Origin of the sequence: Nitrosomonas mobilis (assembly GCF_900103035.1) — a bacterium.
GTDB classification, from domain to species: domain Bacteria; phylum Pseudomonadota; class Gammaproteobacteria; order Burkholderiales; family Nitrosomonadaceae; genus Nitrosomonas; species Nitrosomonas mobilis.
Map to the genome: position 1 here is coordinate 27,502 of NZ_FMWO01000070.1, position 23,811 is coordinate 51,312.

The 23,811-nt window shown below is 45.7% G+C and carries 21 protein-coding genes; 19 read left to right on the forward strand and 2 right to left on the reverse strand.

Going from position 1 to position 23,811, the window contains the following annotated elements:
- Positions 1–60: 60 nt before the first annotated feature.
- From NSMM_RS11785 to nuoN, 14 genes are all read left to right on the forward strand, one after another.
- Positions 61–417 carry an NADH-quinone oxidoreductase subunit A gene (locus NSMM_RS11785; RefSeq protein WP_090287709.1) on the forward strand — a complete coding sequence of 119 codons (357 nt, stop codon included), beginning with the start codon at positions 61–63 and terminating at the stop codon, positions 415–417.
- Positions 418–420: 3 nt separating this feature from the next.
- Positions 421–897, forward strand: coding sequence for a NuoB/complex I 20 kDa subunit family protein (locus NSMM_RS11790; RefSeq protein ID WP_090287669.1), 477 nt, complete (start codon positions 421–423; stop codon positions 895–897).
- A 9-nt stretch (positions 898–906) separates the two neighbouring features.
- A complete protein-coding gene (locus tag NSMM_RS11795; RefSeq protein WP_090287673.1) occupies positions 907–1,527 on the forward strand; it encodes an NADH-quinone oxidoreductase subunit C in 621 nt (206 codons plus the stop codon).
- 53 nt (positions 1,528–1,580) lie between these two features.
- Complete coding sequence (locus NSMM_RS11800) at positions 1,581–2,834, forward strand: NADH-quinone oxidoreductase subunit D (protein ID WP_090287674.1); 1,254 nt, start codon at positions 1,581–1,583, stop codon at positions 2,832–2,834.
- 14 nt (positions 2,835–2,848) lie between these two features.
- Positions 2,849–3,325 carry an NADH-quinone oxidoreductase subunit NuoE gene (nuoE, locus tag NSMM_RS11805; RefSeq protein ID WP_090287677.1) on the forward strand — a complete coding sequence of 159 codons (477 nt, stop codon included), beginning with the start codon at positions 2,849–2,851 and terminating at the stop codon, positions 3,323–3,325.
- Entirely contained in the window at positions 3,322–4,599 is a 1,278-nt protein-coding gene (nuoF, locus tag NSMM_RS11810) for an NADH-quinone oxidoreductase subunit NuoF (RefSeq protein ID WP_090287679.1), read from the forward strand. The genes nuoE and nuoF overlap by 4 nt, the downstream gene beginning before the upstream one ends.
- Before the next feature lie 53 nt (positions 4,600–4,652).
- Positions 4,653–7,058: an NADH-quinone oxidoreductase subunit NuoG gene (nuoG, locus tag NSMM_RS11815; RefSeq protein ID WP_090287681.1), complete on the forward strand. Its 2,406-nt coding sequence runs from the start codon at positions 4,653–4,655 to the stop codon at positions 7,056–7,058.
- Positions 7,059–7,080: 22 nt separating this feature from the next.
- Positions 7,081–8,181, forward strand: coding sequence for an NADH-quinone oxidoreductase subunit NuoH (nuoH, locus tag NSMM_RS11820; protein WP_090287683.1), 1,101 nt, complete (start codon positions 7,081–7,083; stop codon positions 8,179–8,181).
- Positions 8,182–8,196: 15 nt separating this feature from the next.
- The gene (gene nuoI / locus NSMM_RS11825) at positions 8,197–8,685 is read left to right on the forward strand and encodes an NADH-quinone oxidoreductase subunit NuoI (RefSeq protein ID WP_090287711.1); all 489 of its coding nucleotides are present in this window, start codon (positions 8,197–8,199) and stop codon (positions 8,683–8,685) included.
- 17 nt (positions 8,686–8,702) lie between these two features.
- Positions 8,703–9,308, forward strand: a complete 606-nt coding sequence (locus NSMM_RS11830; protein WP_090287685.1) for an NADH-quinone oxidoreductase subunit J — start codon at positions 8,703–8,705, stop codon at positions 9,306–9,308.
- A gap of 59 nt (positions 9,309–9,367) precedes the next feature.
- Positions 9,368–9,673 carry an NADH-quinone oxidoreductase subunit NuoK gene (gene nuoK, locus NSMM_RS11835; protein WP_090287687.1) on the forward strand — a complete coding sequence of 102 codons (306 nt, stop codon included), beginning with the start codon at positions 9,368–9,370 and terminating at the stop codon, positions 9,671–9,673.
- A gap of 71 nt (positions 9,674–9,744) precedes the next feature.
- On the forward strand, positions 9,745–11,691 hold the full coding sequence (gene nuoL, locus NSMM_RS11840) for an NADH-quinone oxidoreductase subunit L (RefSeq protein WP_090287689.1): 1,947 nt from the start codon (positions 9,745–9,747) through the stop codon (positions 11,689–11,691).
- A gap of 92 nt (positions 11,692–11,783) precedes the next feature.
- Positions 11,784–13,265, forward strand: coding sequence for an NADH-quinone oxidoreductase subunit M (locus tag NSMM_RS11845; protein WP_090287691.1), 1,482 nt, complete (start codon positions 11,784–11,786; stop codon positions 13,263–13,265).
- A gap of 87 nt (positions 13,266–13,352) precedes the next feature.
- Positions 13,353–14,798 carry an NADH-quinone oxidoreductase subunit NuoN gene (gene nuoN / locus NSMM_RS11850; RefSeq protein ID WP_090287693.1) on the forward strand — a complete coding sequence of 482 codons (1,446 nt, stop codon included), beginning with the start codon at positions 13,353–13,355 and terminating at the stop codon, positions 14,796–14,798.
- Between the two features lie 34 nt (positions 14,799–14,832).
- Here nuoN and NSMM_RS11855 read toward each other — a convergent pair whose 3' ends face one another.
- Entirely contained in the window at positions 14,833–15,939 is a 1,107-nt protein-coding gene (locus tag NSMM_RS11855; protein WP_090287713.1) for a PQQ-dependent sugar dehydrogenase, read from the reverse strand.
- Positions 15,940–16,056: 117 nt separating this feature from the next.
- Here NSMM_RS11855 and htpG point away from each other — a divergent pair, with 117 nt between their 5' ends.
- Complete coding sequence (htpG, locus tag NSMM_RS11860) at positions 16,057–17,967, forward strand: molecular chaperone HtpG (protein WP_090287694.1); 1,911 nt, start codon at positions 16,057–16,059, stop codon at positions 17,965–17,967.
- A gap of 386 nt (positions 17,968–18,353) precedes the next feature.
- Positions 18,354–18,689, forward strand: a complete 336-nt coding sequence (locus NSMM_RS11870) for an NrfJ (RefSeq protein ID WP_090287697.1) — start codon at positions 18,354–18,356, stop codon at positions 18,687–18,689.
- Positions 18,690–18,717: 28 nt separating this feature from the next.
- On the opposite strand, the gene uvrB is transcribed toward NSMM_RS11870, so the two are convergent.
- A complete protein-coding gene (uvrB, locus tag NSMM_RS11875) occupies positions 18,718–20,820 on the reverse strand; it encodes an excinuclease ABC subunit UvrB (RefSeq protein WP_090287699.1) in 2,103 nt (700 codons plus the stop codon).
- 69 nt (positions 20,821–20,889) lie between these two features.
- Here uvrB and NSMM_RS11880 point away from each other — a divergent pair, with 69 nt between their 5' ends.
- The 3 genes from NSMM_RS11880 to NSMM_RS11890 form a co-directional block, all read left to right on the forward strand.
- On the forward strand, positions 20,890–22,083 hold the full coding sequence (locus NSMM_RS11880) for a pyridoxal phosphate-dependent aminotransferase (RefSeq protein WP_090287701.1): 1,194 nt from the start codon (positions 20,890–20,892) through the stop codon (positions 22,081–22,083).
- Between the two features lie 70 nt (positions 22,084–22,153).
- Complete coding sequence (locus NSMM_RS11885; protein ID WP_090287703.1) at positions 22,154–22,933, forward strand: enoyl-ACP reductase FabI; 780 nt, start codon at positions 22,154–22,156, stop codon at positions 22,931–22,933.
- An 88-nt stretch (positions 22,934–23,021) separates the two neighbouring features.
- Positions 23,022–23,811 (forward strand): IS5 family transposase gene (locus NSMM_RS11890; RefSeq protein ID WP_176753814.1). Its coding sequence is split into 2 segments (ribosomal slippage), with 792 coding nucleotides annotated over them: positions 23,022–23,281 and positions 23,280–23,811; the frame shifts between segments, so codons are not numbered across the junction. This gene is flagged as partial in the annotation.

Sequence of the window (23,811 nt, forward strand, 5' to 3'; positions counted from 1 at the left end):
GGTGTTTGTTCCTTATTATAAATATGCTGTTGATGGCGAGAGTTAATCATGGTTGACACGATGCTTAGTAATTACTTTCCGATTTTGTTATTTATTTTTGTGGGATTATCTATTGGGATTTTATCAATGCTTGCTGGTTGGCTGTTCGCACCGAACAAGCCGGATGAAGCAAAATTGTCTTCGTATGAATGCGGATTTAGCGCATTTGAGGATGCGCGTATAAAATTCGACGTCCGCTATTATCTAATTGCTATTCTGTTTATTCTGTTCGATCTGGAGATCGCGTTTTTATTTCCTTGGGCAGTAGTGTTAAATGAAATAGGTTGGTTTGGTTTTGTCGCCATGCTGGTTTTTTTGGGCATTCTTGTGGTTGGCTTTATTTACGAATGGAAAAAAGGTGCTTTGGAGTGGGATTAAGCCATGAGTATTGAAGGAGCTTTAGACAAAGGGTTTGTAACGACTAGTCTGGATTCATTGATTAATTGGGGGCGAACTGGATCGATGTGGCCGATGACGTTTGGTTTGGCCTGTTGTGCGGTTGAAATGATGCAGACAGGGGCTTCGCGCTACGATCTAGACCGATTCGGTATTGTGTTTCGGCCTAGCCCACGCCAATCGGATGTGATGATTGTTGCTGGAACGCTGTGTAATAAGATGGCTCCGGCGCTACGTAAAGTTTATGACCAGATGGCCGAGCCACGCTGGGTAATTTCTATGGGTTCCTGTGCCAATGGTGGTGGGTACTATCATTACTCTTACTCGGTTGTGCGAGGATGTGACCGGATCGTTCCTGTAGATATCTATGTCCCCGGGTGTCCGCCTACGGCTGAGGCATTGCTCTACGGCATTATTCAACTGCAAAATAAAATTTTGCGCACTAACACAATCGCACGCTAAACATTCGTGATGACAAATACTCGTCTTGAGAAACAGATAACAGTGCTCCAGCAAATCCTGGGTGAGAGGCTGGTAGATATTAATCAAGCATTGGACGAAATTACCATTGTAGTAGATTCGGCAAACTCCCTGGATGTTGCGGAGCTTTTAAAAACCCACCCCGATCTTGGGTTTGATACGCTAATTGATATCTGTGGTGTTGATTTCAGCGAGTATTCAACCGATACTCATGCTGGTCGATGTCGCAAGAAAAGACGCTTTGCTGTGGTTTATCATCTGCTTTCTGTTCAGCATAATCACAGGTTGCGTGTGAGAATATTTGCTGATGATGATGATTTTCCAGTAGTTGATTCTGTGATGTCGATCTGGCCAGTTGCAAACTGGTTCGAGCGCGAGGCGTTCGACCTGTATGGTATTGTTTTCAATCAGCACTCAGATTTGCGACGTATTTTGACTGACTATGGTTTTATCGGCAACCCGTTCCGTAAAGATTTTCCTTTATCCGGTCATGTTGAAATGCGTTATGACGAGGAGCAGAAACGTGTCATTTATCAACCGGTCTCTATCGAGCCCCGCGAAATCACGCCTTATATCATTCGTGAAGAACAATATGGCGGCCAGGAGGAATAATGAGTTCAGAAAACTGGATCATATTTTGCTGCGGCTGAAGGAGTAATAACTAAATGGCTGAAATTCGTAATTACACCATGAATTTTGGACCGCAACATCCCGCTGCACATGGCGTGTTGCGACTGGTCATGGAACTGGATGGTGAGGTAATTCGCCGTGCAGACCCGCATATCGGTTTGTTGCATCGTGCAACCGAAAAACTCGCTGAGAATAAAACCTATATCCAATCGGTTCCTTACATGGATCGTCTTGATTATGTATCCATGATGGTCAACGAGCATGCCTATGTGATGGCAATTGAAAAATTGCTACAGATTGATGTGCCTATTCGTGCGCAGTACATTCGCGTCATGTTTGATGAAATTACGCGTATTCTCAATCATTTGTTGTGGCTTGGTGCGCATGCGCTGGATGTGGGCGCCATGACGGTTTTTCTCTATGCTTTTCGTGAGCGTGAAGACCTGATGGATTGTTATGAAGCAGTTTCGGGTGCAAGGTTGCATGCGGCGTACTATCGACCAGGTGGCGTCTACCGTGATTTACCGGATTCCATGCCACAGTATCAATCATCTAAAATTCATAGCGAAAAAACGACGGCTGCGCGTAACGAGAATCGTCAAGGTACGCTGTTGGACTTTATAGAAGACTTTACCAACCGCTTTCCCAAGTACGTTGACGAGTACGAGACCTTACTGACAGATAATCGTATCTGGAAACAACGCTTGGTCGATATTGGGGTGGTCTCACCAGAGCGCGCCAAGGCGCTGGGATTCAGTGGTCCGATGTTACGAGGCTCCGGAGTGGCGTGGGATTTGCGTAAGAAGCAGCCATATGAAGTTTACGATCAAGTTGATTTTGATATTCCGGTAGGTACCAATGGTGATTGCTATGACCGTTATCTGGTTAGAATCGAGGAATTTAGGCAATCAAATCGTATTATTAAACAGTGCGTTGAATGGTTGAGAAAAAACGATGGGCCGGTTATCACCGATAACCATAAGGTTGCCCCTCCATCGCGTCTGGATATGAAGCAGAATATGGAAGAGATGATTCATCATTTTAAATTGTTTACTGAAGGAATGCATGTTCCGCGAGGAGAGGTCTATACAGCAGTTGAGCATCCCAAAGGGGAATTCGGTATTTATATCATCTCCGATGGTGCTAATAAACCTTATCGACTGAAAATACGTGCTCCTGGTTTTGCGCACCTGTCGGCAATGGATGAAATGACACGAGGCCACATGATTGCCGACCTCGTGGCGGTGATCGGTACTCAGGATATCGTGTTTGGTGAAATTGATAGATAAGAAAAAATTCACTCATGTTAAGTATTGAAGCGCTAAAAAAAATTGATCGAGAAGTTGCCAAATATCCTGAGGACCAAAAGCAGTCGGCAGTGATGTCCGCGCTGGCCATCGCACAGGATGAAAAGGGGTGGCTAGCGACGGAAACCATGGATTATATCGCCAAATATCTGGGCATGCCGTCCATTGCAGTGTATGAGGTGGCGACGTTCTACAACATGTATAATTTGCAACCCACTGGTCAGTTTAAGCTGACTGTCTGTACCAATCTCCCCTGTGCGCTGAGCGGTGCAAATCAGACCGCAACCTATTTAAAACAGAAACTCGGAATTGATTTTAACGAAACATCTGCTGATGGTTTGTTTACTCTGAAAGAAGGTGAGTGTATGGGTGCTTGTGGGGATGCTCCGGTTTTGCTGGTTAACAACAAACGTATGTGCAGTTTTATGACTAATGAGCAGATAGACCAGCTAATTGAGGAATTACGCAAATGACTGAATCTGTTCAGGTGATCCTGGGGGGGGTGGATACTAAAGACCCTGGAAATTGGAAATTGGCGAGCTACCTTCGTCGTGATGGCTACGTTGCATTGAAGAAAATTCTCTCTCAGAAAATTGCACCTGAGACGGTGATTGAGGAAGTTAAGAAATCTGCTTTACGGGGGCGCGGGGGCGCGGGTTTTCCAACAGGGCTGAAATGGAGTTTCATGCCACGTAACTACGATGGCGAGAAATATCTGGTTTGTAATTCTGATGAGGGTGAACCAGGGACGTTTAAAGATCGTGACATCATGCGCTTTAATCCACATATCCTGATAGAGGGTATGTTAATTGCAGCTTATGCGATGGGAGTTCGCCGAGGATATAACTATGTTCATGGTGAAATCTGGGATACCTATGAGCGTATGGAAGAGGCTGTCGACGAAGCTTATGAAGCTGGTTTTCTGGGCGACAATATACTGGGGTCTGGTTTTAGTTTTTATCTTTACAATCATCATGGCTACGGCGCGTATATCTGCGGAGAAGAAACTGCATTGTTGGAGTCAATCGAGGGGAAAAAAGGACAGCCGCGATTTAAACCCCCGTTCCCTGCAAATTTTGGGTTGTATGGCAAGCCAACGACAATCAACAATACTGAAACATTTGCAGCGGTTCCCTGGATCATTCGTCATGGGGGAGAACAATATCTGCAGTTAGGTAAACCCAATAATGGTGGAACCAAGTTGTTTTCTGTTTCTGGGCATGTCAACAAACCCGGGAATTATGAGGTTCCCATGGGCATGCCATTTGCTAAATTGTTGGAAATGGCGGGTGGCATGCGAGGCGGTAGAAAGCTGAAGGGATGTATTCCTGGTGGATCATCGATGCCGGTTTTGCCTGGAGATATCATGATGGAAACCGATATGGATTACGACTCCATCGCCAAGGCAGGGTCAATGCTTGGTTCTGGCGCGGTTATCATTATGGATGATACTACTTGTATGGTGCGCGCTCTGGAGCGTCTTTCCTATTTTTATTTCGAAGAATCCTGCGGGCAGTGCACACCATGCCGCGAAGGAACAGGTTGGTTGTATCGAATTGTTCACCGTATTGAACATGGTAAGGGCCGCAGCGAGGATATCGATCTGCTGGATAATCTGGCAGACAACATACAAGGACGTACCATTTGTGCGCTGGGTGATGCTGCTGCGATGCCGGTTCGTGCGATGCTGCAGCATTTTCGGGAAGAGTTTATTTACCACATCGAGCATAAAAAATGCATGGTGTAGGTATCTGATTTTCATTTGACTTTGATGTTCACTAATCCGAGAGTATTCGGTTGATGATTAAGATAGAAATAGACGGTAAAGAAGTTTCGGTACCTAAAGGCAGTTCCGTGATGGATGCTGCCAGACAGGTTGGGGTCTATATCCCCCATTTTTGCTACCATAAAAAATTATCGATTGCCGCAAATTGCCGAATGTGCCTGGTTGAAGTAGAGAAAGCGCCCAAGCCTTTGCCTGCTTGTGCTACGCCAGCAACAGAAGGCATGAAAGTCTCAACCCACTCACAGCAAGCAATCAAAGCTCAAAAAGGGGTGATGGAATTTTTATTGATTAATCATCCCCTGGACTGTCCAATTTGTGATCAGGGAGGAGAATGCCAGCTGCAGGATCTGGCGGTAGGATACGGTGCTAGCGGATCTCGTTATCAGGAGGCCAAACGCGCTGTCACTAATAAAAATTTAGGTTCCCTGATTTCTACTGATATGACGCGCTGCATTCATTGCACTCGTTGCGTGCGCTTTGGTCAGGAAATTGCCGGCATTATGGAGCTTGGTATGGCAGGGCGTGGAGAGCACTCCGAAATTTTGGCGTTTGTCGGTAAAACGATTGATTCCGAACTGTCCGGTAACGTCATCGATCTTTGTCCGGTAGGCGCGCTGGTCAGTAAACCCTTCCGTTATTCAGCTCGTACATGGGAGTTGTCGCGGCGTAAATCCATCAGTCCGCACTGTGGGTTGGGAAGCAATTTGATTGTGCAGGTTAAAAATGATCGTGTTATGCGAGTCTTGCCACGAGAAAATGAAGAGATCAATGAGTGTTGGCTTTCGGATAAGGATCGTTTTGCTTATGAAGGACTCAATTCAGAAGATCGTCTGACGGTACCGATGATCAAGCAAAATGGCCAGTGGCAAAACTGCGGCTGGGAGGAAGCCCTGACGCGTGTAGCGGAAGGAATGAAAGGTGCGATTACCAAGTATGGCAAGACAAAACTCGGCGCACTGGCCTCGCCTCATAGTACTCTGGAAGAATTGTATCTACTGCAGAAGCTGATGCGTGGACTCGGTAGTCAGAATGTTGATCATCGTTTGCGTCAATCAGATTTCCGTGCGGATTCTTTAATGCAAGGTATTCCTTGGCTTGGAATGTCGATAGCGGAAGTATCCAGCTTGCAAGCTATTTTAATTATCGGTAGCACGCTTCGAAAAGACCATCCATTACTTGCTCAGCGGGTGCGCCAAGCTGTACGTAAGGGTGCACAGCTTAATCTTGTCAATCCGATTGATGATGATTTGTTAACGAAAGTTGAGAATCGTGCCATTGTGGCGCCAAGCGCGATGTTGGAAATGCTCGTACAGATATTGAAGGCTGCATCAGCAATAAAGGGTGAATCAATCAGCGAGAATGTCATACAGGGAAATGAACAGGTTAAGGTGACAGATGTAGCTCAGGCTATCGCAGTTAGCCTTATAGAAAAGGCGCCGGCAGCAGTTTTTCTGGGAAATATGGCGCAGCATCACCCACTGTATACTGATCTGCTTAGTGTTGCTCAGGCGATAGCTGAGGTGACGGGTGCTAGATTGGGTGTTCTAGGTGAAGCAGCCAATAGCGTGGGGGGGTATATAGCAAATGCGATACCTTGGGATAGGAAGTCCGGATCTGCGATTCCAACAGAATCAAATAATGTCGGCTTAAATGCGGCGGAAATGTTGAGACTGGATACAAATAACAGTGAAGAAGCCGCCTGTGCTGCTTTACTACTGTTAAATCTGGAACCAGAGCTGGATACTTACGACGGGCTTCAGGCAAGAAAAGCGTTGGATAAAACAGCATTTGTGGTTTCACTCAGCAGTTACAAGGGTAATATTTCTAATTATGCAGATATAATGCTGCCAATTGCACCATTTACGGAGACATCAGGTACCTTTGTCAATATGGAAGGACGGGTACAGTCGTTCAAAGGTGTGGTTGCTCCGTTGGGAGAGGCTCGACCTGCCTGGAAAATATTGCGTGTTCTGGGTAATCTGCTGCAGCTGGACGGGTTTGAGTTCAACTCTTCTGAAGAAGTATTAATGGAGGCTATTCCATCGGAAAAGCAAATCTCTAAAGGATTAAGTAATAAGTTGAATACATCTGTCATTAACTTTCGTCCGCCTTCCGGCGCGATGGAAAGAATCGGTGAGGTACCTATTTATCAAACCGATCCAATCGTGCGGCGCGCGCCTGCTTTGCAGGCGACACAGGATGCCAGACGACCATTGGCATTTGCATCTTCCGTTCTTCTGGAAAAAATGAGTGTTGATGCCGGCCAAGACGTTAGAATCATCCAAGGTAATGGTTCGGCGACCTTGGCAATATTCGTAGATGACAATCTGCCTGAGAACTGTCTGCGCGTGGCTAGTGGAAGTTTGCCGACAGCATTGCTGGGCGGTATGTTTGACGAGATCACCCTTGAAAAATTATAAGATCTAAATTCAGGATCAAATAATGGATGCTTTACAACAACTATTTGTACAGATTTTTGGGCATGACTGGGGTATTCCACTTTCTCTGCTAATAAAAAATCTCCTGCTGATTTTGGCAATTGTTGTACCGTTGCTGTTAGCTGTGGCGTATCTGACATTCGCCGAACGTAAGATAATTGCATACATGCAGGTTCGGGTAGGGCCTAACCGAGTAACCTTTTTTGGGATCTCTTGGTTGAAAGGATGGGCACAGCCAATCGCCGATGCTGTCAAAGCAGTGATGAAAGAAATTATCGTGCCCACAGGAGCGAGCAAATTCCTGTTTATTATTGCACCGATACTTTCATTGGCGCCAGCGTTAGCCGCTTGGGCGGTCGTTCCTTTTTCACCCGAACTAGTCTTGTCAGATATTAACGCTGGCTTACTCTATATTCTGGCCATGACTTCGCTTGGAGTTTATGGAGTGATTATTGCTGGCTGGGCATCCAATTCTAAATACGCATTCCTGGGTGCTATGCGCTCGGCAGCTCAGGTGGTTTCCTACGAACTAGCAATGGGGTTTGCATTGGTTTGTGTGCTGATGATGTCGGCCAGTCTTAATCTGGGTGATATTGTCGCTGGTCAGCAGGGTGATAGCTTTCTCAATTGGTACCTGATACCGCTATTTCCAATGTTTTTGGTTTATTTTATATCGGGAGTCGCTGAGACTAATCGTGCTCCTTTTGACGTAGCTGAAGGTGAATCCGAGATTGTGGCAGGATTTCATGTGGATTATTCTGGTATGGCCTTTACCGTTTTTTTTCTCGCGGAGTACGCTAATATGATTCTGGTAGCCACTTTGGCCAGTATCATGTTTCTTGGTGGCTGGCTGCCTCCAATAGATATGGCACCATTTAATCTGGTTCCTGGGTTGGTATGGCTGATGCTCAAAATAGCCTTTATGCTGTTTTTCTTCCTATGGTTTCGTGCAACTTTTCCACGTTATCGTTATGATCAGATTATGCGGCTTGGCTGGAAAATTTTTATTCCTATGACCTTGGTGTGGATAGTTTTGCTAGGTGCTGTCATGCAATTACCGGAATCAGTGCAGCGAAGCTTTCCGCTTAATCTCTGGTTTGGTTAAAAGTGAGAAGAAATGATGGAACAAATTAAACAATTCTTTAAATCCTTCCTGCTGTTTGAGCTGTTGCAAGGCATGAAGGTAACTGGGCGTTATCTTTTCGCACCAAAAATTACGGTGCATTTTCCCGAAGAAAAAACACCGCAATCTCCACGCTTCAGGGGATTGCATGCACTCCGACGCTATCCAAATGGGGAAGAGCGCTGTATTGCTTGCAAGCTATGTGAAGCAGTCTGTCCAGCCATGGCAATTACAATTGAATCAGATCAGCGGGAAGATAGTACACGTCGTACCACCCGTTACGACATCGATATGATCAAGTGTATTTTTTGCGGTTTTTGTGAGGAGGCCTGTCCAGTCGATGCCATCGTTGAAACGCGTGTGCTTGAATATCATGGCGAGACTCGGGGAGATTTAACCTACACCAAGGAGATGTTGCTTGCAGTGGGCGATCGTTATGAAGAGCAGATTGCTAAAGATAGAGCGGCCGATGCACCTTATCGATAACTAAAGATAACTTATTCATGAATTTTCAGGATCTCGTTTTTTTTACTTTTGCCAGCGTACTAGTGTTGTCTGCCTTAGGTGTGGTGACGTTCAGAAATCCGGTTTATGCTGCATTGCTGTTAGTGCTCGCATTTGTCACTTCCTCAGGGTTATGGTTATTGCTGGAGGCTGAGTTTTTGGCTATTACACTGGTTCTAGTATACGTTGGTGCGGTGATGGTATTATTTTTGTTTGTGGTGATGATGCTGGACATTAATCTGGATCGCCTCCGTGAAGGTTTCTGGAAATGGTTTCCGTTTGGTGCAGTTGTTGCATTGGTTATGGCGGTTGAAATGGGGATGGTGTTAATGAGTAGACAATTTGACCTTGAGTCATTGCCTAAGCCAGTACCCAAAGATATCGAATTCAGTAATACGAAAGAATTAGGCCGATTGATCTATACCGATTATGTTTATGCTTTTGAACTGGCCGCTGTTATTTTATTGGTGGCAATGGTTGCTGCCATCGCAATAACGTTAAGGCATCGTACAGATAAAAAATTAACCAATGCTGGCCGACAAATTGCTGTGAAGCGTAATGATCGGCTTAAAATCATATCCATGTCCGCTGAAAAGAAAGAATAATCTTTTATATAATTATCAGCGTACTCCTAGAACAGATCACTCGAGTTAAGAGGTATACCTTGGTTTCATTGTCGCATTATCTTGTGCTTGGCGCTATCCTGTTTGCTATAGGTGTGGTAGGTATTTTTCTGAATCGTAAAAATGTCATTATTCTGTTGATGTCGATAGAGTTGATGTTGCTGGCAGTCAATATGAATTTTGTGGCGTTCTCTCATTACTTGCAGGATGCCGCTGGCCAGATCTTCGTTTTTTTTATTTTGACCGTAGCTGCTGCCGAGGCGGCCATTGGTTTGGCAATTCTGGTTGCACTGTTCAGAAATTTGCGATCGATCAATGTGGATGATCTGAACGAACTCAAGGGCTAGACATGGCTGGCCGGATCAAACGCGATACTTTTAACTGCCTATCAATCGAACTAATTTAGTTGACCGAATAGATGGAAAATCTTTATTTGCTGGTGCCAATAGCGCCATTGTTAGGATCAATCATGGCTGGGCTGTTTGGCAAGCAAATTGGCTTAGTGTGGAGTCACCGCGTAACGATTTCTCTGGTAATCGTATCGTTTATTGCATCACTCATCATCTTCATGGATGTACTCGAAGGTAACATCTACAATGGTACGGTTTACACGTGGATGATCTCGGGGGAAACTGTATTTGAGGTCGGCTTCCTGATTGATACCTTGTCAACCCTGATGATGCTGATCGTGACTGGTGTGTCGTTGATGGTGCATATCTACACGATTGGATACATGCGTGGTGATCCTGGTTACCAACGTTTTTTTAGCTACATATCGCTGTTTACCTTTTCGATGCTGATGTTGGTCATGTCGAACAACTTTCTGCAACTGTTTTTCGGCTGGGAAGCGGTTGGTTTAGTTTCGTATCTGTTGATCGGATTCTGGTATACACGTCCGACGGCAATTTATGCCAATATGAAAGCCTTTCTCGTCAACCGGGTAGGGGATTTCGGTTTTCTGTTGGGCATTGGATTGGTATTGGCATCATTTGGCAGCCTTGATTATGAACATGTGTTTTCACATGCAGGCTATATGACATCTAAAACAATAGATATTATTCCGGGCCAACCCTGGATGCTGCTGACAGTGATCAGCTTACTACTGTTTGTGGGAGCGATGGGCAAATCCGCACAATTTCCCTTGCATGTTTGGCTTCCGGATTCGATGGAAGGTCCTACGCCAATTTCAGCACTGATCCATGCTGCCACCATGGTGACTGCAGGTATTTTTATGGTGGCGCGTATGTCGCCCCTGTTTGAGTATTCTGAAACAGCGCTATCAACGATTCTGGTGATTGGTGGCATTACGACCCTGTTCATGGCATTGGTAGCAGTCGTTCAAAATGATATTAAACGAGTGGTTGCTTTTTCGACTTTGTCGCAACTGGGCTATATGACGGTTGCGCTGGGCGCTTCAGCGTATTCGGTAGCGATTTTCCATCTAATGACGCATGCCTTTTTCAAAGCATTACTGTTCTTGGGAGCTGGATCGGTAATCATCGCGATGCATCATGAGCAGGATATGCGCAAGATGGGTGGCCTCAAGCAATATATGCCAATCACATTTGCAACTATGTTTATTGCCGCGCTGGCAAGTGCCGGTGTGCCAGGCTTCTCGGGATTTTTTTCCAAGGACGCTATTATTGAAGCGGTACATTTTTCGAATATACCCGGTTCCGAGTTTGCTTATTTCTGTGTACTGATTACAGTGTTTGTTACTGCACTCTATACTTTCCGGCTGATATTCATGACTTTTTACGGTGAGCCGCGAATGGATGCCCATACTCATAAGCATTTACATGAATCCCCGTGGGTAGTGACTTTGCCACTGATCATTTTAGCGATACCCACAGTGATCGCTGGCTGGGTGATTGGGCCGATGCTGTTTGGCGGTTTTCTCACCGACCCCATCCAAGTACACGACCATCATGATGCAGTTGCCTTGATGGGTGAGGCCTATACTGGTGTATTTGGCATGATGTCACATGCGCTAACGACACTCCCGTTCTGGTTCTCGATTGCAGGAATTTTTAGCGCCTGGTTTTTATATCGAGTCAGAACCGATCTTCCGGAAAAAATTCGCCAGATATCTGGACCAGTCTACACTTTACTGGATCGAAAATACTTTATTGATGAGTTGTATTCCTGGATGTTTGCACGTGGTTCTCGCGGATTGAGCATGATCTTGTGGAAATATGGTGATATCAAAATTATTGATGGTTTTTTTGTCAACGGTACGGCACGAATGATTGCTTGGATTGCAAATATTGTTCGCCATTTTCAGACCGGCTATATTTACCATTATGCTTTTAGCATGATCATGGGTGTTTTCCTGCTGATGAGCCTGTGGCTCTTTTATTACTGAGCACCAAGGACGGGATAAACATACCGTAATTTCTCCGGTTTCATCCTTGGACTACTAATACGCATTAATATGCAATTCGAGACGAAAAAATCATGTTGTTTGGATTCCCACTAATAAGTCTGATTATTTGGTTACCTATTATTTTTGGCCTAGCTGTTCTGATTCTGGGTGATCGCGATTTGAAAATTACGCGCTGGCTTTCCCTGTCAGGCGCAGTTGTTGGTTTTTTGGTGGCGTTGCCACTTTTAAGCGGATTTGACACAACGATTAGCTCAATGCAATTTGTTGAGCATATCTCATGGTTTGAGAGGCTCAATGTTTTTTACCATCTGGGTGTAGACGGTATTTCAATGCCATTGATTATTTTGAACTGCTTTACTACACCACTGGTTATCATCGCTGGCTGGGAAGTGATACAGCGGCGTGTTTCCCAATATATGGGTGCGTTTTTGATCATGTCTGGTATTGTTAATGGCGTATTCGCCTCTCTCGATGCCGTTCTGTTCTATACTTTCTGGGAAGCGTCGCTGATACCGATGTTTATCATTATTGGTATATGGGGTGGTCCTAATCGTGTCTATGCGGCGATAAAGTTTTTTCTGTACACACTGATGGGCTCTTTGCTGATGCTGGTCGCCCTGATTTATCTGTATCAGACATCCGATGGAAGCTTCTCGATTGAGGATTACCATCGTTTGCCCTTGCCAATGACAGCTCAGATTCTGATTTTCCTGGCATTCCTAATCGCTTTTGCCGTCAAGGTGCCGATGTGGCCCGTGCATACCTGGTTGCCGGATGCACACGTCGAAGCTCCCACAGGTGGATCAGTTATTCTGGCAGCTATTTTACTTAAACTCGGTGGGTATGGATTTTTGCGTTTTTCCTTACCTATTGCTCCTGATGCCAGCCATGAGCTCGCAACTTTGATGATTGTTTTGTCCCTAATTGCAGTGGTTTATATTGGCTTGGTCGCGCTGATGCAACAGGATATGAAGAAATTAATTGCCTATTCTTCAGTTTCTCATATGGGTTTTGTGACGCTGGGTTTTTTTCTATTTAACAGCTATGGTTTGGAAGGTGCCATGGTGCAGATGATTTCGCATGGATTTATTTCAGGTGCGATGTTTCTGTGTGTGGGCGTATTATATGACCGACTGCATTCCCGACAAATTGCCGACTATGGCGGTGTTGTCAACAAAATGCCGATTTTTGCCGCATTTTTCATGCTGTTTGCGATGGCTAATGCCGGTTTGCCAGGCACGAGTGGTTTTGTTGGAGAATTTATGGTGATTATGGGAGCCATCGAAGTCAATTTCTGGTATGCCTTCTTTGCTGCTCTGACCCTTATTCTGGGAGCTTCTTACACGCTGTGGATGTATAAAAGGGTGATATTTGGCGCGGTAGCTAACGCCAAAGTAGAAAATCTCAGCGACATAGGAAGCCGTGAATTTTTGATTCTGGCTATTCTTGCCGTAGCTGTTCTGTGGTTGGGACTGTACCCTTCGCCCTTGACCGAGGTGATGCATGTCAGTATAGATAATCTGCTTGAACATGTGTCTCGTAGCAAGCTTTGAGTAATTTTGTTACGGGTTGTTGAGCGTAGCCACCAGCATTGATATTTGAGTTTGATTTTTTTCTCATTAGGAACCTGAGGACATTTAATGGATTTTCAAGCGCCTGACTTTGCACCCGCAAATTCGGAAATCTTTTTGCTGATAATGATCTGCGTGGTAATGCTCGCTGATTTATTCTTAGGCGAAAAAAGCCGAAAACTACCCTTTTTTCTGTCACTTCTGGCGCTGGCAGGAAGCGCGCTACTTACATTTATGAATTTTTCGGAAGCACCCGTACTGACCTTTTCCGGGATGTTCATCGACGATATACTGTCGGACACGCTTAAGCTGATGATCTACCCGACTGTTGCGCTGGTATTGATCTACTCACGAAGCTATCTTGGCGCAAGAGGTCTGATACGAGGTGAATTTTTCAGCCTTGCACTATTTGCGACATTGGGGATGATGGTGATGGTGTCGGCCAGTCATCTTATTACACTCTATCTTGGACTCGAGCTTCTGTCTTTGTCTTTATATGCTATGGTCTCGCTGCAACGAGATTCTGTTATCGCAACGGAAGCAGCCACAAAATTTTTTGTCTTGGGCTCACTTGCTTCTGGATTTCTTCTATATGGAATGTCGATGCTGTATGGGGCAACGGGTAGTTTACATCTCGTAGAAATGGCTGGTGTTATTCGGTCTGGCGTTCCCGATCGTGCTGTTCTGGTGGTGGGACTGGTATTCATCGTCGCGGGGCTCAGTTTCAAGCTAAGTGCAGTACCATTCCACATGTGGGCGCCGGACGTCTACCAAGGTGCGCCTACAGCTGTTACGCTATTTATCGGCTCGGCGCCTAAGCTTGCTGCATTTGGTTTTATTATGCGATTGCTTGTGGAAGGACTGGGCGATATGGTTGCAGACTGGCAAGGTATGCTGGTATTACTAGCCGTGGCATCGATGGCAGTTGGAAATATTGCCGCTATTGCACAAACCAACATCAAGCGTATGCTGGCCTATTCAACCATTTCCCATATGGGTTTCGTGCTGCTTGGTTTTGTGGCAGCTGGTGTAGATGGCTATAGCGCTTCTATGTTTTATGTTAGTGCTTATGTACTAATGACGCTCGGGGCTTTTGGTGTCATCATGTTATTATCTCGGGAAGGATTCGAGGCTGATGCAATCAGTGATTTCAAGGGGTTGAATCAGCGTAACCCTTGGCTTGCCCTGATCATGATGTTTGTGATGCTGTCCATGGCGGGTATCCCGCCAATGATCGGTTTTTACGCAAAGCTATCTGTACTGCAGGCAGCGCTGGCAGCAGGGTATTTGTGGGTTGTGGTCGCGGCAGTGATGTTGTCACTAATAGGAGCATTTTACTATTTGCGAATCATCAAGTTTATGTATTTTGATGAATCAGAAAGTGTACATCCTATCAAATTTGCGTCAGAAGTACGGCTATTAATCAGTATGAACGGTCTGGCTGTTATTTTGTTAGGTATGTTTCCGCAAATGCTGATGAATTTTAGCTTAAGCGCGGTATTATCCGGACAGTAATTCAAAAAATTCGCAGAAGAAGGCTATGATTTGATTATTCTGGTTTCTGATAGTGGATGTTGTAAATCACTCCCGCAATATCATCAGATACCAGCATGCTGCCATCAGGTATGTTCAGCAAGTCGATCGGCCGACCCCAAGCCTCATTGTTATCCAGCCAACCACTGGCAAAAGTTTGTTTGTTGGCTACCTGACCATTGGTAACCTGTATTGATTCAATTTGATAACCTACCTTCTCGCGTCGGTTCCATGAACCGGACTCAGCCACAAAAATTTGCTGATGATATTGCTCTGGAAACAGGCTACCGGTATAGAAACGTATACCCATAGGAGCAACGTGTGGACTCAGGTTGAGAACAGGCGCCGTAAATTTTTCACAGCCACGTTTTGCGCCAAATTTCGGGTCAAGTACAGTACTACCATGGCAGTAGGGGAAACCAAAGTGCATGGTTTTTTGGGTAGCATGATTGAGTTCGTCAGGTGGTAGATTATCACCCATCCAGTTGCGGCTGATGTCTGTAAACCATAACGTTTTTTGAGTAGGGTGCCAGTCGAAGCCTGCTGAATGACGCACGCCATGTGCGAATATTTCCAGATTACTTCCGTCAGGCTGCATGCTGGCTATCAGCGCAAACTGATCAGGGTCGACTTCGCATATATTGCAGGGCGCGATAATTGACAGATAAAGCCTGCCATCTGGCCCCGCAGCAAGGTATCCTGGACTTTGGCTATCCTTGTTCAGTAACTCGACAGGGATCACTTCCGGGATAACTGTGTTCTCCAGGTTTTGTTCGATATCGCGAAAACGCAGAATGTGCCTGGGTGTCGATACATAAAGCGTACCATTTAGGAATGTGACGCCAGTAGGCTCTTTTAGCTTGTTGGCAATAACTCGAACCTGCCGTTTACCGCTACTTTGCGTGATGGCGTAAACATTTCCTGCTGATTTGGAGCCGACGAAAACAGTACCGTTGTCACCCAATGTCATGGAACGCGCGTCAGGTACTTCTGCCCAGATGCTGATTGTAAAACCGGGAGGTAAATTGATCTTTTCAAGCGGCAGCGGAGGGGTTTGTGCGTGAGCTTGAAGTGTAACTGCCTGTAGAAGAGATAAATAAAAAAACAGCCATTGATATTTCATGAAATGATTGGTAAGTATAAAGAGATAATAGTGACGCAGCATTCCGGTTAGAGCAGATGGCTTGATTCCGCATCATTTGCCCCCCATAATCTTAACCTATTTTAAGAGGAGAAAAATATGCAAGTTGCAGAAAATGTTGAACACATGAGTTTTCAGGCGGAAGCTAAGCAATTGATGAAGCTGATGATCCATTCCTTGTACAGTAACAAGGAGATATTTTTGCGCGAGTTGATTTCTAATGCGTCAGATGCTGCTGACAAGCTGAGATTCGAGGGATTATCCGATGCAGCTTTGTACGAGAATGATCCCGATCTAAAAATTCAAATTACTTTTGATAAAGAGACTCGCACACTGACGATTACTGATAATGGCATTGGCATGTCAAGACAAGAGGTGATCGATAATATCGGTACGATCGCCAAATCCGGTACACGTGAATTTTTCAATGCACTGACTGGGGATCAGGCCAAGGATGCACATCTGATCGGGCAGTTTGGTGTCGGCTTTTATTCTGCATTCATTGTGGCAGACAAAGTGAGTTTGACAACGCGACGTGCGGGTTTGACGCACGAGCATGGCGTTCGCTGGGAATCTACCGGTGAAGGAGAATATACGCTGGAAACCGTTGAAAAACATAACCGTGGCACTGAAATCGTGTTGCATTTGAGGGAAGATGAAACAGATTTGCTGGACGGCCATAAACTACATTCAATTATCCGCCGCTACTCGGATCACATCACGCTGCCCATTCTGATGAAAAAGCAGGTATGGGATGAGGAGAAAAAATCTTACAAACTCAGTGATGAAGATGAAACGGTCAATCAAGCAAGCGCAATCTGGACGCGTCCTAAAAGTGAAATCACTCAGGAACAGTATGAGGAATTCTACAAGCATGTTGCGCATGACTTCGAACCGCCACTGGCTTATGTGCATGCTAAGGTAGAAGGTAAACAGGAATATACCCAACTTTTATATATCCCCACACGCGCACCTTTTGATCTGTTTGACCGCGATCATCGCCACGGTCTCAAATTATATGTCAAACGCGTTTTTATCATGGATGATGCGGAGAAATTGCTGCCTGCGTATCTGCGATTTATTCGCGGTATCGTTGACTCGAATGATTTGCCGCTGAATGTTTCCCGTGAAATACTGCAGGAATCTAAAGATATCGATAACATTCGCGCGGGATGCATCAAAAAAGTGCTCGGTTTGATTGAGTCGCTGGCAACCAACGAGGAAAAAGCCGACCAGGATAAATTTAGAACGTTCTGGCGTGAATTCGGCCAGGTTTTGAAAGAAGGCATTGCCGAGGATTTTACCAACCGCGAACGAATCGCCAAACTGCTCAGATTTATTTCAACTTTTGACGAGAGTGATGAACAGAATGTCTCGCTGGACGAGTATATCGCCCGCATGAAACCGGAGCAGGAAAAGATTTACTACATTACGGCAGATGGGTTGAAAGCAGCACAAAGCAGCCCACATCTCGAGATCTTCCGTAAAAAAGGTATTGAAGTCTTGCTGCTCTGCGACCGTATTGATGAATGGCTGGTAGCTAATCTACATGAGTATTCAGGTAAATCACTACAATCGATAGCCAAGGGTGATCTTGACCTGGGCAAACTGGAAGACGAGGAAGAGAAAAAAATAAAAGAAAAAGAAACAGGCGAATTTCAGGAATTGGCAACGAAAATGAAGGAAGTTCTGCAAGATCATGTTAAAGATGTCCGCGTAACTTTCCGCCTGACAGAATCCCCTGCTTGCCTGGTCTCAGATACGCACGACATGAGCGGTAATCTGGAACGTTTGCTCAAATCTGCAGGCCAGAAAGTCCCCAATACCAAACCCTTCCTAGAAATCAACCCGCATCACCCCATGGTGCAGCGTCTAAAATTTGAGAAAACTAAATTTGCTGACTGGAGTCGGATTCTATACGATCAGGCGCTACTGGCAGAAGGCGGGCAGCTCGAAGATCCAGCTGGTTTTGTAAAACGGCTCAATGATTTGTTGCTACAGAATGTATAGTGGCTGTCAATACCATATAGAAATATTCATCATCTCCTGTTATTTCTTTGCCATGAGGTGGCATCAGCCTATCTTGGGCAGATTTACCGACAGGCAATTTCTCAAGGGGTAATTCAGTGCAGACTAATATCTGGTATATCTTGTATATATGTTAAAACGAAGCATTAGTGATTTGGGTCACTTGCTTTATTGCTATACAAAATTCTTCGTGACTATTCAGCATAAGCTTGCAGAACAGTTGCATTTATTGTTGGGTTATTCCAAACTCTTTATTGGTAAATTTGTCAAAAACCAGCGTCCAGGAATATTTCCTGATCTGTTTTATGCGCAATACAATTTTCGTTTCCAGTCAAAATTAACTACTTCTTCTCTTTAAGGAAAATCAAGTGTTACGTAAAAAAATCATCTCAGCAGTCATTATTTTTTTCTTTACCATAAGTTCGTTCCCTCTTCAGGCTGAGTCTGCGCCAGCGGTTACCACATTGCCTACGAACGAAGGCATCGTTGTTTCATCAATTGATACGACCGGGTACACCTATATTGAATTGGCCAATGGTGGTAAGACTTTCTGGATTGCGGCTCCGTTAACCAAGGTAAAAAATGGTGATCACCTGCGTTTTGTGGAAAGTATGTCCATGCACAATTTTACGAGCAAGACGCTGAATCGGACTTTTGATCGGCTGATTTTTGTGACTTCTACCCAGGTTAAAGTCAATCCGTAAATCCAGGATTGGCAAATTGGTTGGAATATTAGCTTTTTCTAACTCTCCTGCTCTTTTTTCTGGCTGATACCGGCGTGTTGTCGGTATCAGCAGTCTCTTCACCAGGTAATGCTGTTATACCGATGAACAGTTTGTTTTTAAGCTGCCTGATTTTATCGCGTATATGTGCAGCTTGCTCGAATTCTAAATTTTTTGCTGCGGCCAGCATATTTTTCTCAAGCAGCTGAATTTCTTTTGCCAGCTGCGATTCATCCATATTGGAATAACGCGCCTCAGTTTGCGCAATTTGAAGATTCTGTAATGCGTTTTCCGTAGTGTAAATTCCATCAATCATATCTTTTATCTGTTTATTTACACTGCGAGGAACGATATGATGCTGCTGATTGAATAATATCTGCCTGGTACGCCGTCTTTCGATTTCATCCATCGCGTTGCGCATGGAGTTGGTAATTCTGTCAGCATACAAGATGGCGCTTCCATTGACGTGGCGTGCCGCACGTCCCATGGTTTGAATCAAAGAGCGTGTCGAACGCAAAAATCCTTCCTTATCCGCATCGAGTATTCCGACCAGCGATACTTCCGGTATATCCAGTCCCTCTCGCAGCAAATTGATTCCGACTAACGCATCAAATTTCCCCAAGCGTAGATCACGAATAATTTCGACTCGCTCTACCGTGTCGATGTCAGAATGCAAATAGCGCACACGAATACCGTGTTCCGAGAAATAATCGGTCAGATCTTCTGCCATACGTTTAGTCAATGTCGTTACCAGCACTCGCTCGTTCTTGGCTGCGCGGACAGTTACCTCAGACATTAAGTCATCTACTTGCGAAGTAATGGGACGCACCATAATGATAGGGTCAACCAAACCGGTTGGTCGTGCAACCTGTTCGACAATCTGCCCGCTATGCGCCATTTCGTATTCAGCTGGTGTGGCCGAGACAAAAATTGTTTGTGGCATGAGTCGCTCAAACTCATCGAATTTTAGCGGGCGGTTATCCAGAGCGGAGGGCAGTCTGAATCCATATTCCACCAGATTCTCCTTTCTGGAACGATCCCCTTTGTACATGCCGCCAATTTGCGGAACGGTCACATGGCTTTCATCAATAATCATCAGTGCGTTTTTAGGAAGATAATCGATCAGGGTGGGCGGAGGATCGCCCGCTTGTCGGCCAGACAGATGGCGTGAATAGTTCTCTATACCCTTACAGAAACCCAATTCATTCATCATTTCCAGGTCAAAACGAGTACGCTGTTCGATACGCTGCGCTTCGGCCAGCTTATGGCTCTCATAGAACCAGTTTTTCCGTTGTTCCAGTTCGGTTTTGATGGTCTCGATCGCGCGCAGGGTCGTGCTACGTGGCGTGACGTAATGGCTCGATGGATAAACGGTATAGCGGGATACTTTGCGTAATATATGTCCGGTAAGAGGATCAAACAGCGACATACTCTCGATTTCGTCATCAAATAATGAAATGCGCAGCGCGGTTTCCGCGTTTTCTGCCGGAAACACATCGATCACATCACCGCGTACCCGAAAGGTGCCGCGGCTGAATTCAAATTCATTGCGCTGATACTGCATTTCAGTGAGGCGTTTGATAATATCCCGCTGAGTAGTTTTTTCTTGTTCACGCACATGCAGAATCATGCCGTGATAGTCGACCGGATCACCTATCCCGTATATGCAGGAGACTGATGCAATAATGATGGCGTCATCGCGCTCCAGCAGCGATTTGGTTGCCGATAGCCGCATCTGCTCGATATGCTCGTTGATACTGGAATCCTTCTCGATGAAGAGATCGCGCGAAGGTACATAGGCTTCCGGTTGATAATAATCATAATAGGAAACAAAATATTCCACTGCATTCTCTGGAAAAAACTCACGCATTTCTGCGTAAAGCTGAGCGGCAAGAGTTTTATTAGGCGCCATAATAATGGCAGGGCGCCCTAACTGCATTAACATGTTGGCAATGGTGAATGTTTTTCCAGAACCGGTCACGCCCAGTAAAGTTTGAAACGATAAACCTGACTGCACTCCATCTACGAGCTGGCGGATGGCTTCGGGTTGATCTCCCGCAGGCTGGAATGCCTGATTGAGCTTGAAAGGGCTGCCGGGACAGGTAATAATCACAGTATAATTTTCCGGTTATCGGTCATTTGATTTTAACATGCGTAAATCGCACACTTCTGGAGTCAATTCGTGAAACTCTCGCAACGCGTTCAAGCCATTAAGCCTTCTCCTACGCTAATGGTTACTGCTCAGGCTGCCAAACTTAAAGCAGAAGGTAAAGATATTATCGGGTTGGGAGCGGGTGAACCCGATTTCGATACGCCCCAGCATATCAAGGAAAGCGCGATTGCCGCAATTCACTGTGGTTTTACCAAATATACCGCTGTGGGCGGGACTCCCTCACTCAAGCAGGCGGTCATCAACAAGTTCAAACGGGAAAATAATCTGGACTATACCAGCAAGGAAATATTGGTTTCCAGTGGTGGTAAGCAGAGCTTTTTCAATCTGGTATTGGCAACGATTGACCCCGGTGATGAAGTAATCATTCCGGCACCTTACTGGGTATCCTACCCGGATATTGTACTGATTGCAGAAGGTAAGCCGGTATTCATTTCGACCGATATCGAGGACGATTTCAAGATTACACCGGCACAGCTTGCCGCTGCAATTACTTCGCGCACTCGCATGTTTGTGATCAACAGTCCCAGCAATCCTACGGGGAGCGTTTACAACCTGGCCGAATTAAGGGCACTGGGAGAGGCGTTACGCCAATACCCTGATATTTTGATTGCAACCGATGATATGTATGAGCACATCCTGCTCAGTGACGATAAGTTTGTTAATATTCTCGATGCTTGCCCTGATCTGAAGGAACGCACAGTGGTATTGAATGGCGTATCCAAGGCCTACGCCATGACCGGCTGGCGGATCGGTTATTGCGGTGGACCTGCCAGCATCATTACCGCGATGGAGAATATTCAATCGCAAAGCACTTCCAATCCGAATTCTATTGCGCAAGCTGCGGCTGAAACGGCATTGAACGGCGATCAGTCCTGTATTATTCCAATGACTACCGCTTTCAAAGAACGTAATCGCTTTCTCACTGACAGTCTGAATACCATCAAAGGTATTCGTTGCCTATATTCCAAGGGTGCATTTTATGCATTTGTAGACGTGCGTGTGGTAATCAGCCGATTATATGCACAGCAACTGATAGCAGAGGCGAGTGATGTAGCATTCAGTGCGTACCTACTTGAGAAAGCAGGCGTTGCAGTCGTTCCAGGTTCTGCTTTTGGGTCTGAAGGTTATATTCGTTTGTCATTTGCCACATCGATGGAAAACCTGCAGGCGGCAGTCAAACGAATAAGAGATCTATTAAATTAATTTATATACATTTTAAGGCAACCCGCTCTAAGATGTAACGTACCAAAAAAATAATCAGGAAAATAACATCATGGGATTTCTTGTCAATAAAAAAATATTAATCACTGGTTTACTGAGCAATCGTTCCATTGCATATGGCATTGCGCGCGCAATGTATCGGGAAGGGGCAACACTGGCGTTCACCTATCAATCGGAAGAGTTGCGAGGGCGTGTCGAAAAACTGGCGGCAGATTTCGATAGCAAGCTCTTGTTCCGCTGTGATGTCAGCAAGGATGAAGAAATTGAACAGTGTTTCCAGCAACTGGCCAGTTGCTGGGATGGTCTCGATGGTATCGTGCATTCTATTGCGTTTGCACCACGTGAGGCTTTAACGGGCGATTATCTGCAAAGTGTTACTCGCGAAGCTTTCCATATTGCACACGATGTCAGCTCGTACAGTTTCGCAGCGTTAGCGAAATCCGGAATGCCAATGATGCAAGGCAGACAAGCGGCACTGCTTACTCTCAGTTATCTGGGAGCGGTACGCGTCATGCCAAATTACAACGTAATGGGTCTGGCTAAAGCAAGTCTGGAGGCTAATGTGCGTTTCATGGCTTCTAGTCTGGGCAAACATGGGATTAGAGTAAATGCGGTTTCCGCCGGACCGATCAAGACGCTTGCGGCGGCTGGTATTGGTGATTTTGGAAAATTACTGGGATATACAGAAAAAGTTGCTCCACTCCGTAAAAATGTCACCATTGACGAAGTCGGTAATGTTGCTGCATTTTTGTGCAGCGACCTTGCTAGCGGCATTACCGGAGAAATTACTTATGTGGATGCAGGTTTCAATACAGTTGCTTTTGATTTATAGCACGGTTTCTAAACATGGTCTCATATCGCTACTTTACTTTGGCCCTTAGAACCTGTTCAAAGTCTCCGAGTTATGAGAAGCTTGGGAGATGAGAAGAGATTATCCAAGTGATATCAAGTCGGAGCAATTCGAGGTTATCAGGCCTTTGCTGGAGAGTGCCCGCAAAAGGACAGCGCCACGTCAAGTAGATCTGTACGAGGTATTCTGCGCGGTGCTGTACCTGCTGCGCACGGGCTGCCAATGGCGAGCCCTGCCCAGTGATTTTCCCAAGTGGCGCACAGTGCACTCATACTGGGCCATCTGGAGTGAGCCCCGCGAAGGAGGCAGCCTGCTGGAGCAGGCATTAAAAAAATCAGGTTGGCGTGGCCCGCGAGAAACGGGGGCGCAACGCCTGCAGCACGTTCTTGATTGTGGACGCGCAGAGCGTGAAGAACACGGACACGGCAGGCCAGAAGGGCTATGACGCGGGCAAGAAGGTTTCGGGCATCAAGCGCCACATCGCAGTGGACACGCAAGGGCTGCCGCACGCGGTGGCCGTAACCACAGCCGAGGTGACAGACCGGAAAGGAGTGCTACAGGCGCTGCGCCGCTGTAAACCTAAGCTTGGGCGAGTGCAAAGCCTGCTGTGCGACAGCGGCTATGTGGGCCCGCCCTTTGCGCAAGGAGTGCGCGAAATCCTGGGCAAGCATGTGCAAGTACAGATTGCCAGACGCAGCGAACTACACACCTTTAAGGTCATGCCCAAGCGATGGATCGTCGAGCGTAGTTTCGCCTGGCTGGAAAAGAATAGAAGACTGTGGAAGAACTGCGAGCGAATGATTAACACCAGTTTGCAGTTCATCCACTTGGCTTTCCTGGCCCTTCTACTCAAAAGACTT

Bases quoted from the DNA above. Each gene is read 5' to 3' on its own strand.
- NSMM_RS11785 (WP_090287709.1), top strand. From the start codon at position 61: ATGCTTAGTAATTACTTTCCGATTTTGTTATTTATTTTTGTGGGATTA.
- NSMM_RS11790 (WP_090287669.1), top strand. From the start codon at position 421: ATGAGTATTGAAGGAGCTTTAGACAAAGGGTTTGTAACGACTAGTCTG.
- NSMM_RS11795 (WP_090287673.1), top strand. From the start codon at position 907: ATGACAAATACTCGTCTTGAGAAACAGATAACAGTGCTCCAGCAAATC.
- NSMM_RS11800 (WP_090287674.1), top strand. From the start codon at position 1,581: ATGGCTGAAATTCGTAATTACACCATGAATTTTGGACCGCAACATCCC.
- nuoE (WP_090287677.1), top strand. From the start codon at position 2,849: ATGTTAAGTATTGAAGCGCTAAAAAAAATTGATCGAGAAGTTGCCAAA.
- nuoF (WP_090287679.1), top strand. From the start codon at position 3,322: ATGACTGAATCTGTTCAGGTGATCCTGGGGGGGGTGGATACTAAAGAC.
- nuoG (WP_090287681.1), top strand. From the start codon at position 4,653: ATGATTAAGATAGAAATAGACGGTAAAGAAGTTTCGGTACCTAAAGGC.
- nuoH (WP_090287683.1), top strand. From the start codon at position 7,081: ATGGATGCTTTACAACAACTATTTGTACAGATTTTTGGGCATGACTGG.
- nuoI (WP_090287711.1), top strand. From the start codon at position 8,197: ATGGAACAAATTAAACAATTCTTTAAATCCTTCCTGCTGTTTGAGCTG.
- NSMM_RS11830 (WP_090287685.1), top strand. From the start codon at position 8,703: ATGAATTTTCAGGATCTCGTTTTTTTTACTTTTGCCAGCGTACTAGTG.
- nuoL (WP_090287689.1), top strand. From the start codon at position 9,745: ATGGAAAATCTTTATTTGCTGGTGCCAATAGCGCCATTGTTAGGATCA.
- NSMM_RS11845 (WP_090287691.1), top strand. From the start codon at position 11,784: ATGTTGTTTGGATTCCCACTAATAAGTCTGATTATTTGGTTACCTATT.
- nuoN (WP_090287693.1), top strand. From the start codon at position 13,353: ATGGATTTTCAAGCGCCTGACTTTGCACCCGCAAATTCGGAAATCTTT.
- NSMM_RS11855 (WP_090287713.1), bottom strand. From the start codon at position 15,939: ATGAAATATCAATGGCTGTTTTTTTATTTATCTCTTCTACAGGCAGTT.
- htpG (WP_090287694.1), top strand. From the start codon at position 16,057: ATGCAAGTTGCAGAAAATGTTGAACACATGAGTTTTCAGGCGGAAGCT.
- NSMM_RS11885 (WP_090287703.1), top strand. From the start codon at position 22,154: ATGGGATTTCTTGTCAATAAAAAAATATTAATCACTGGTTTACTGAGC.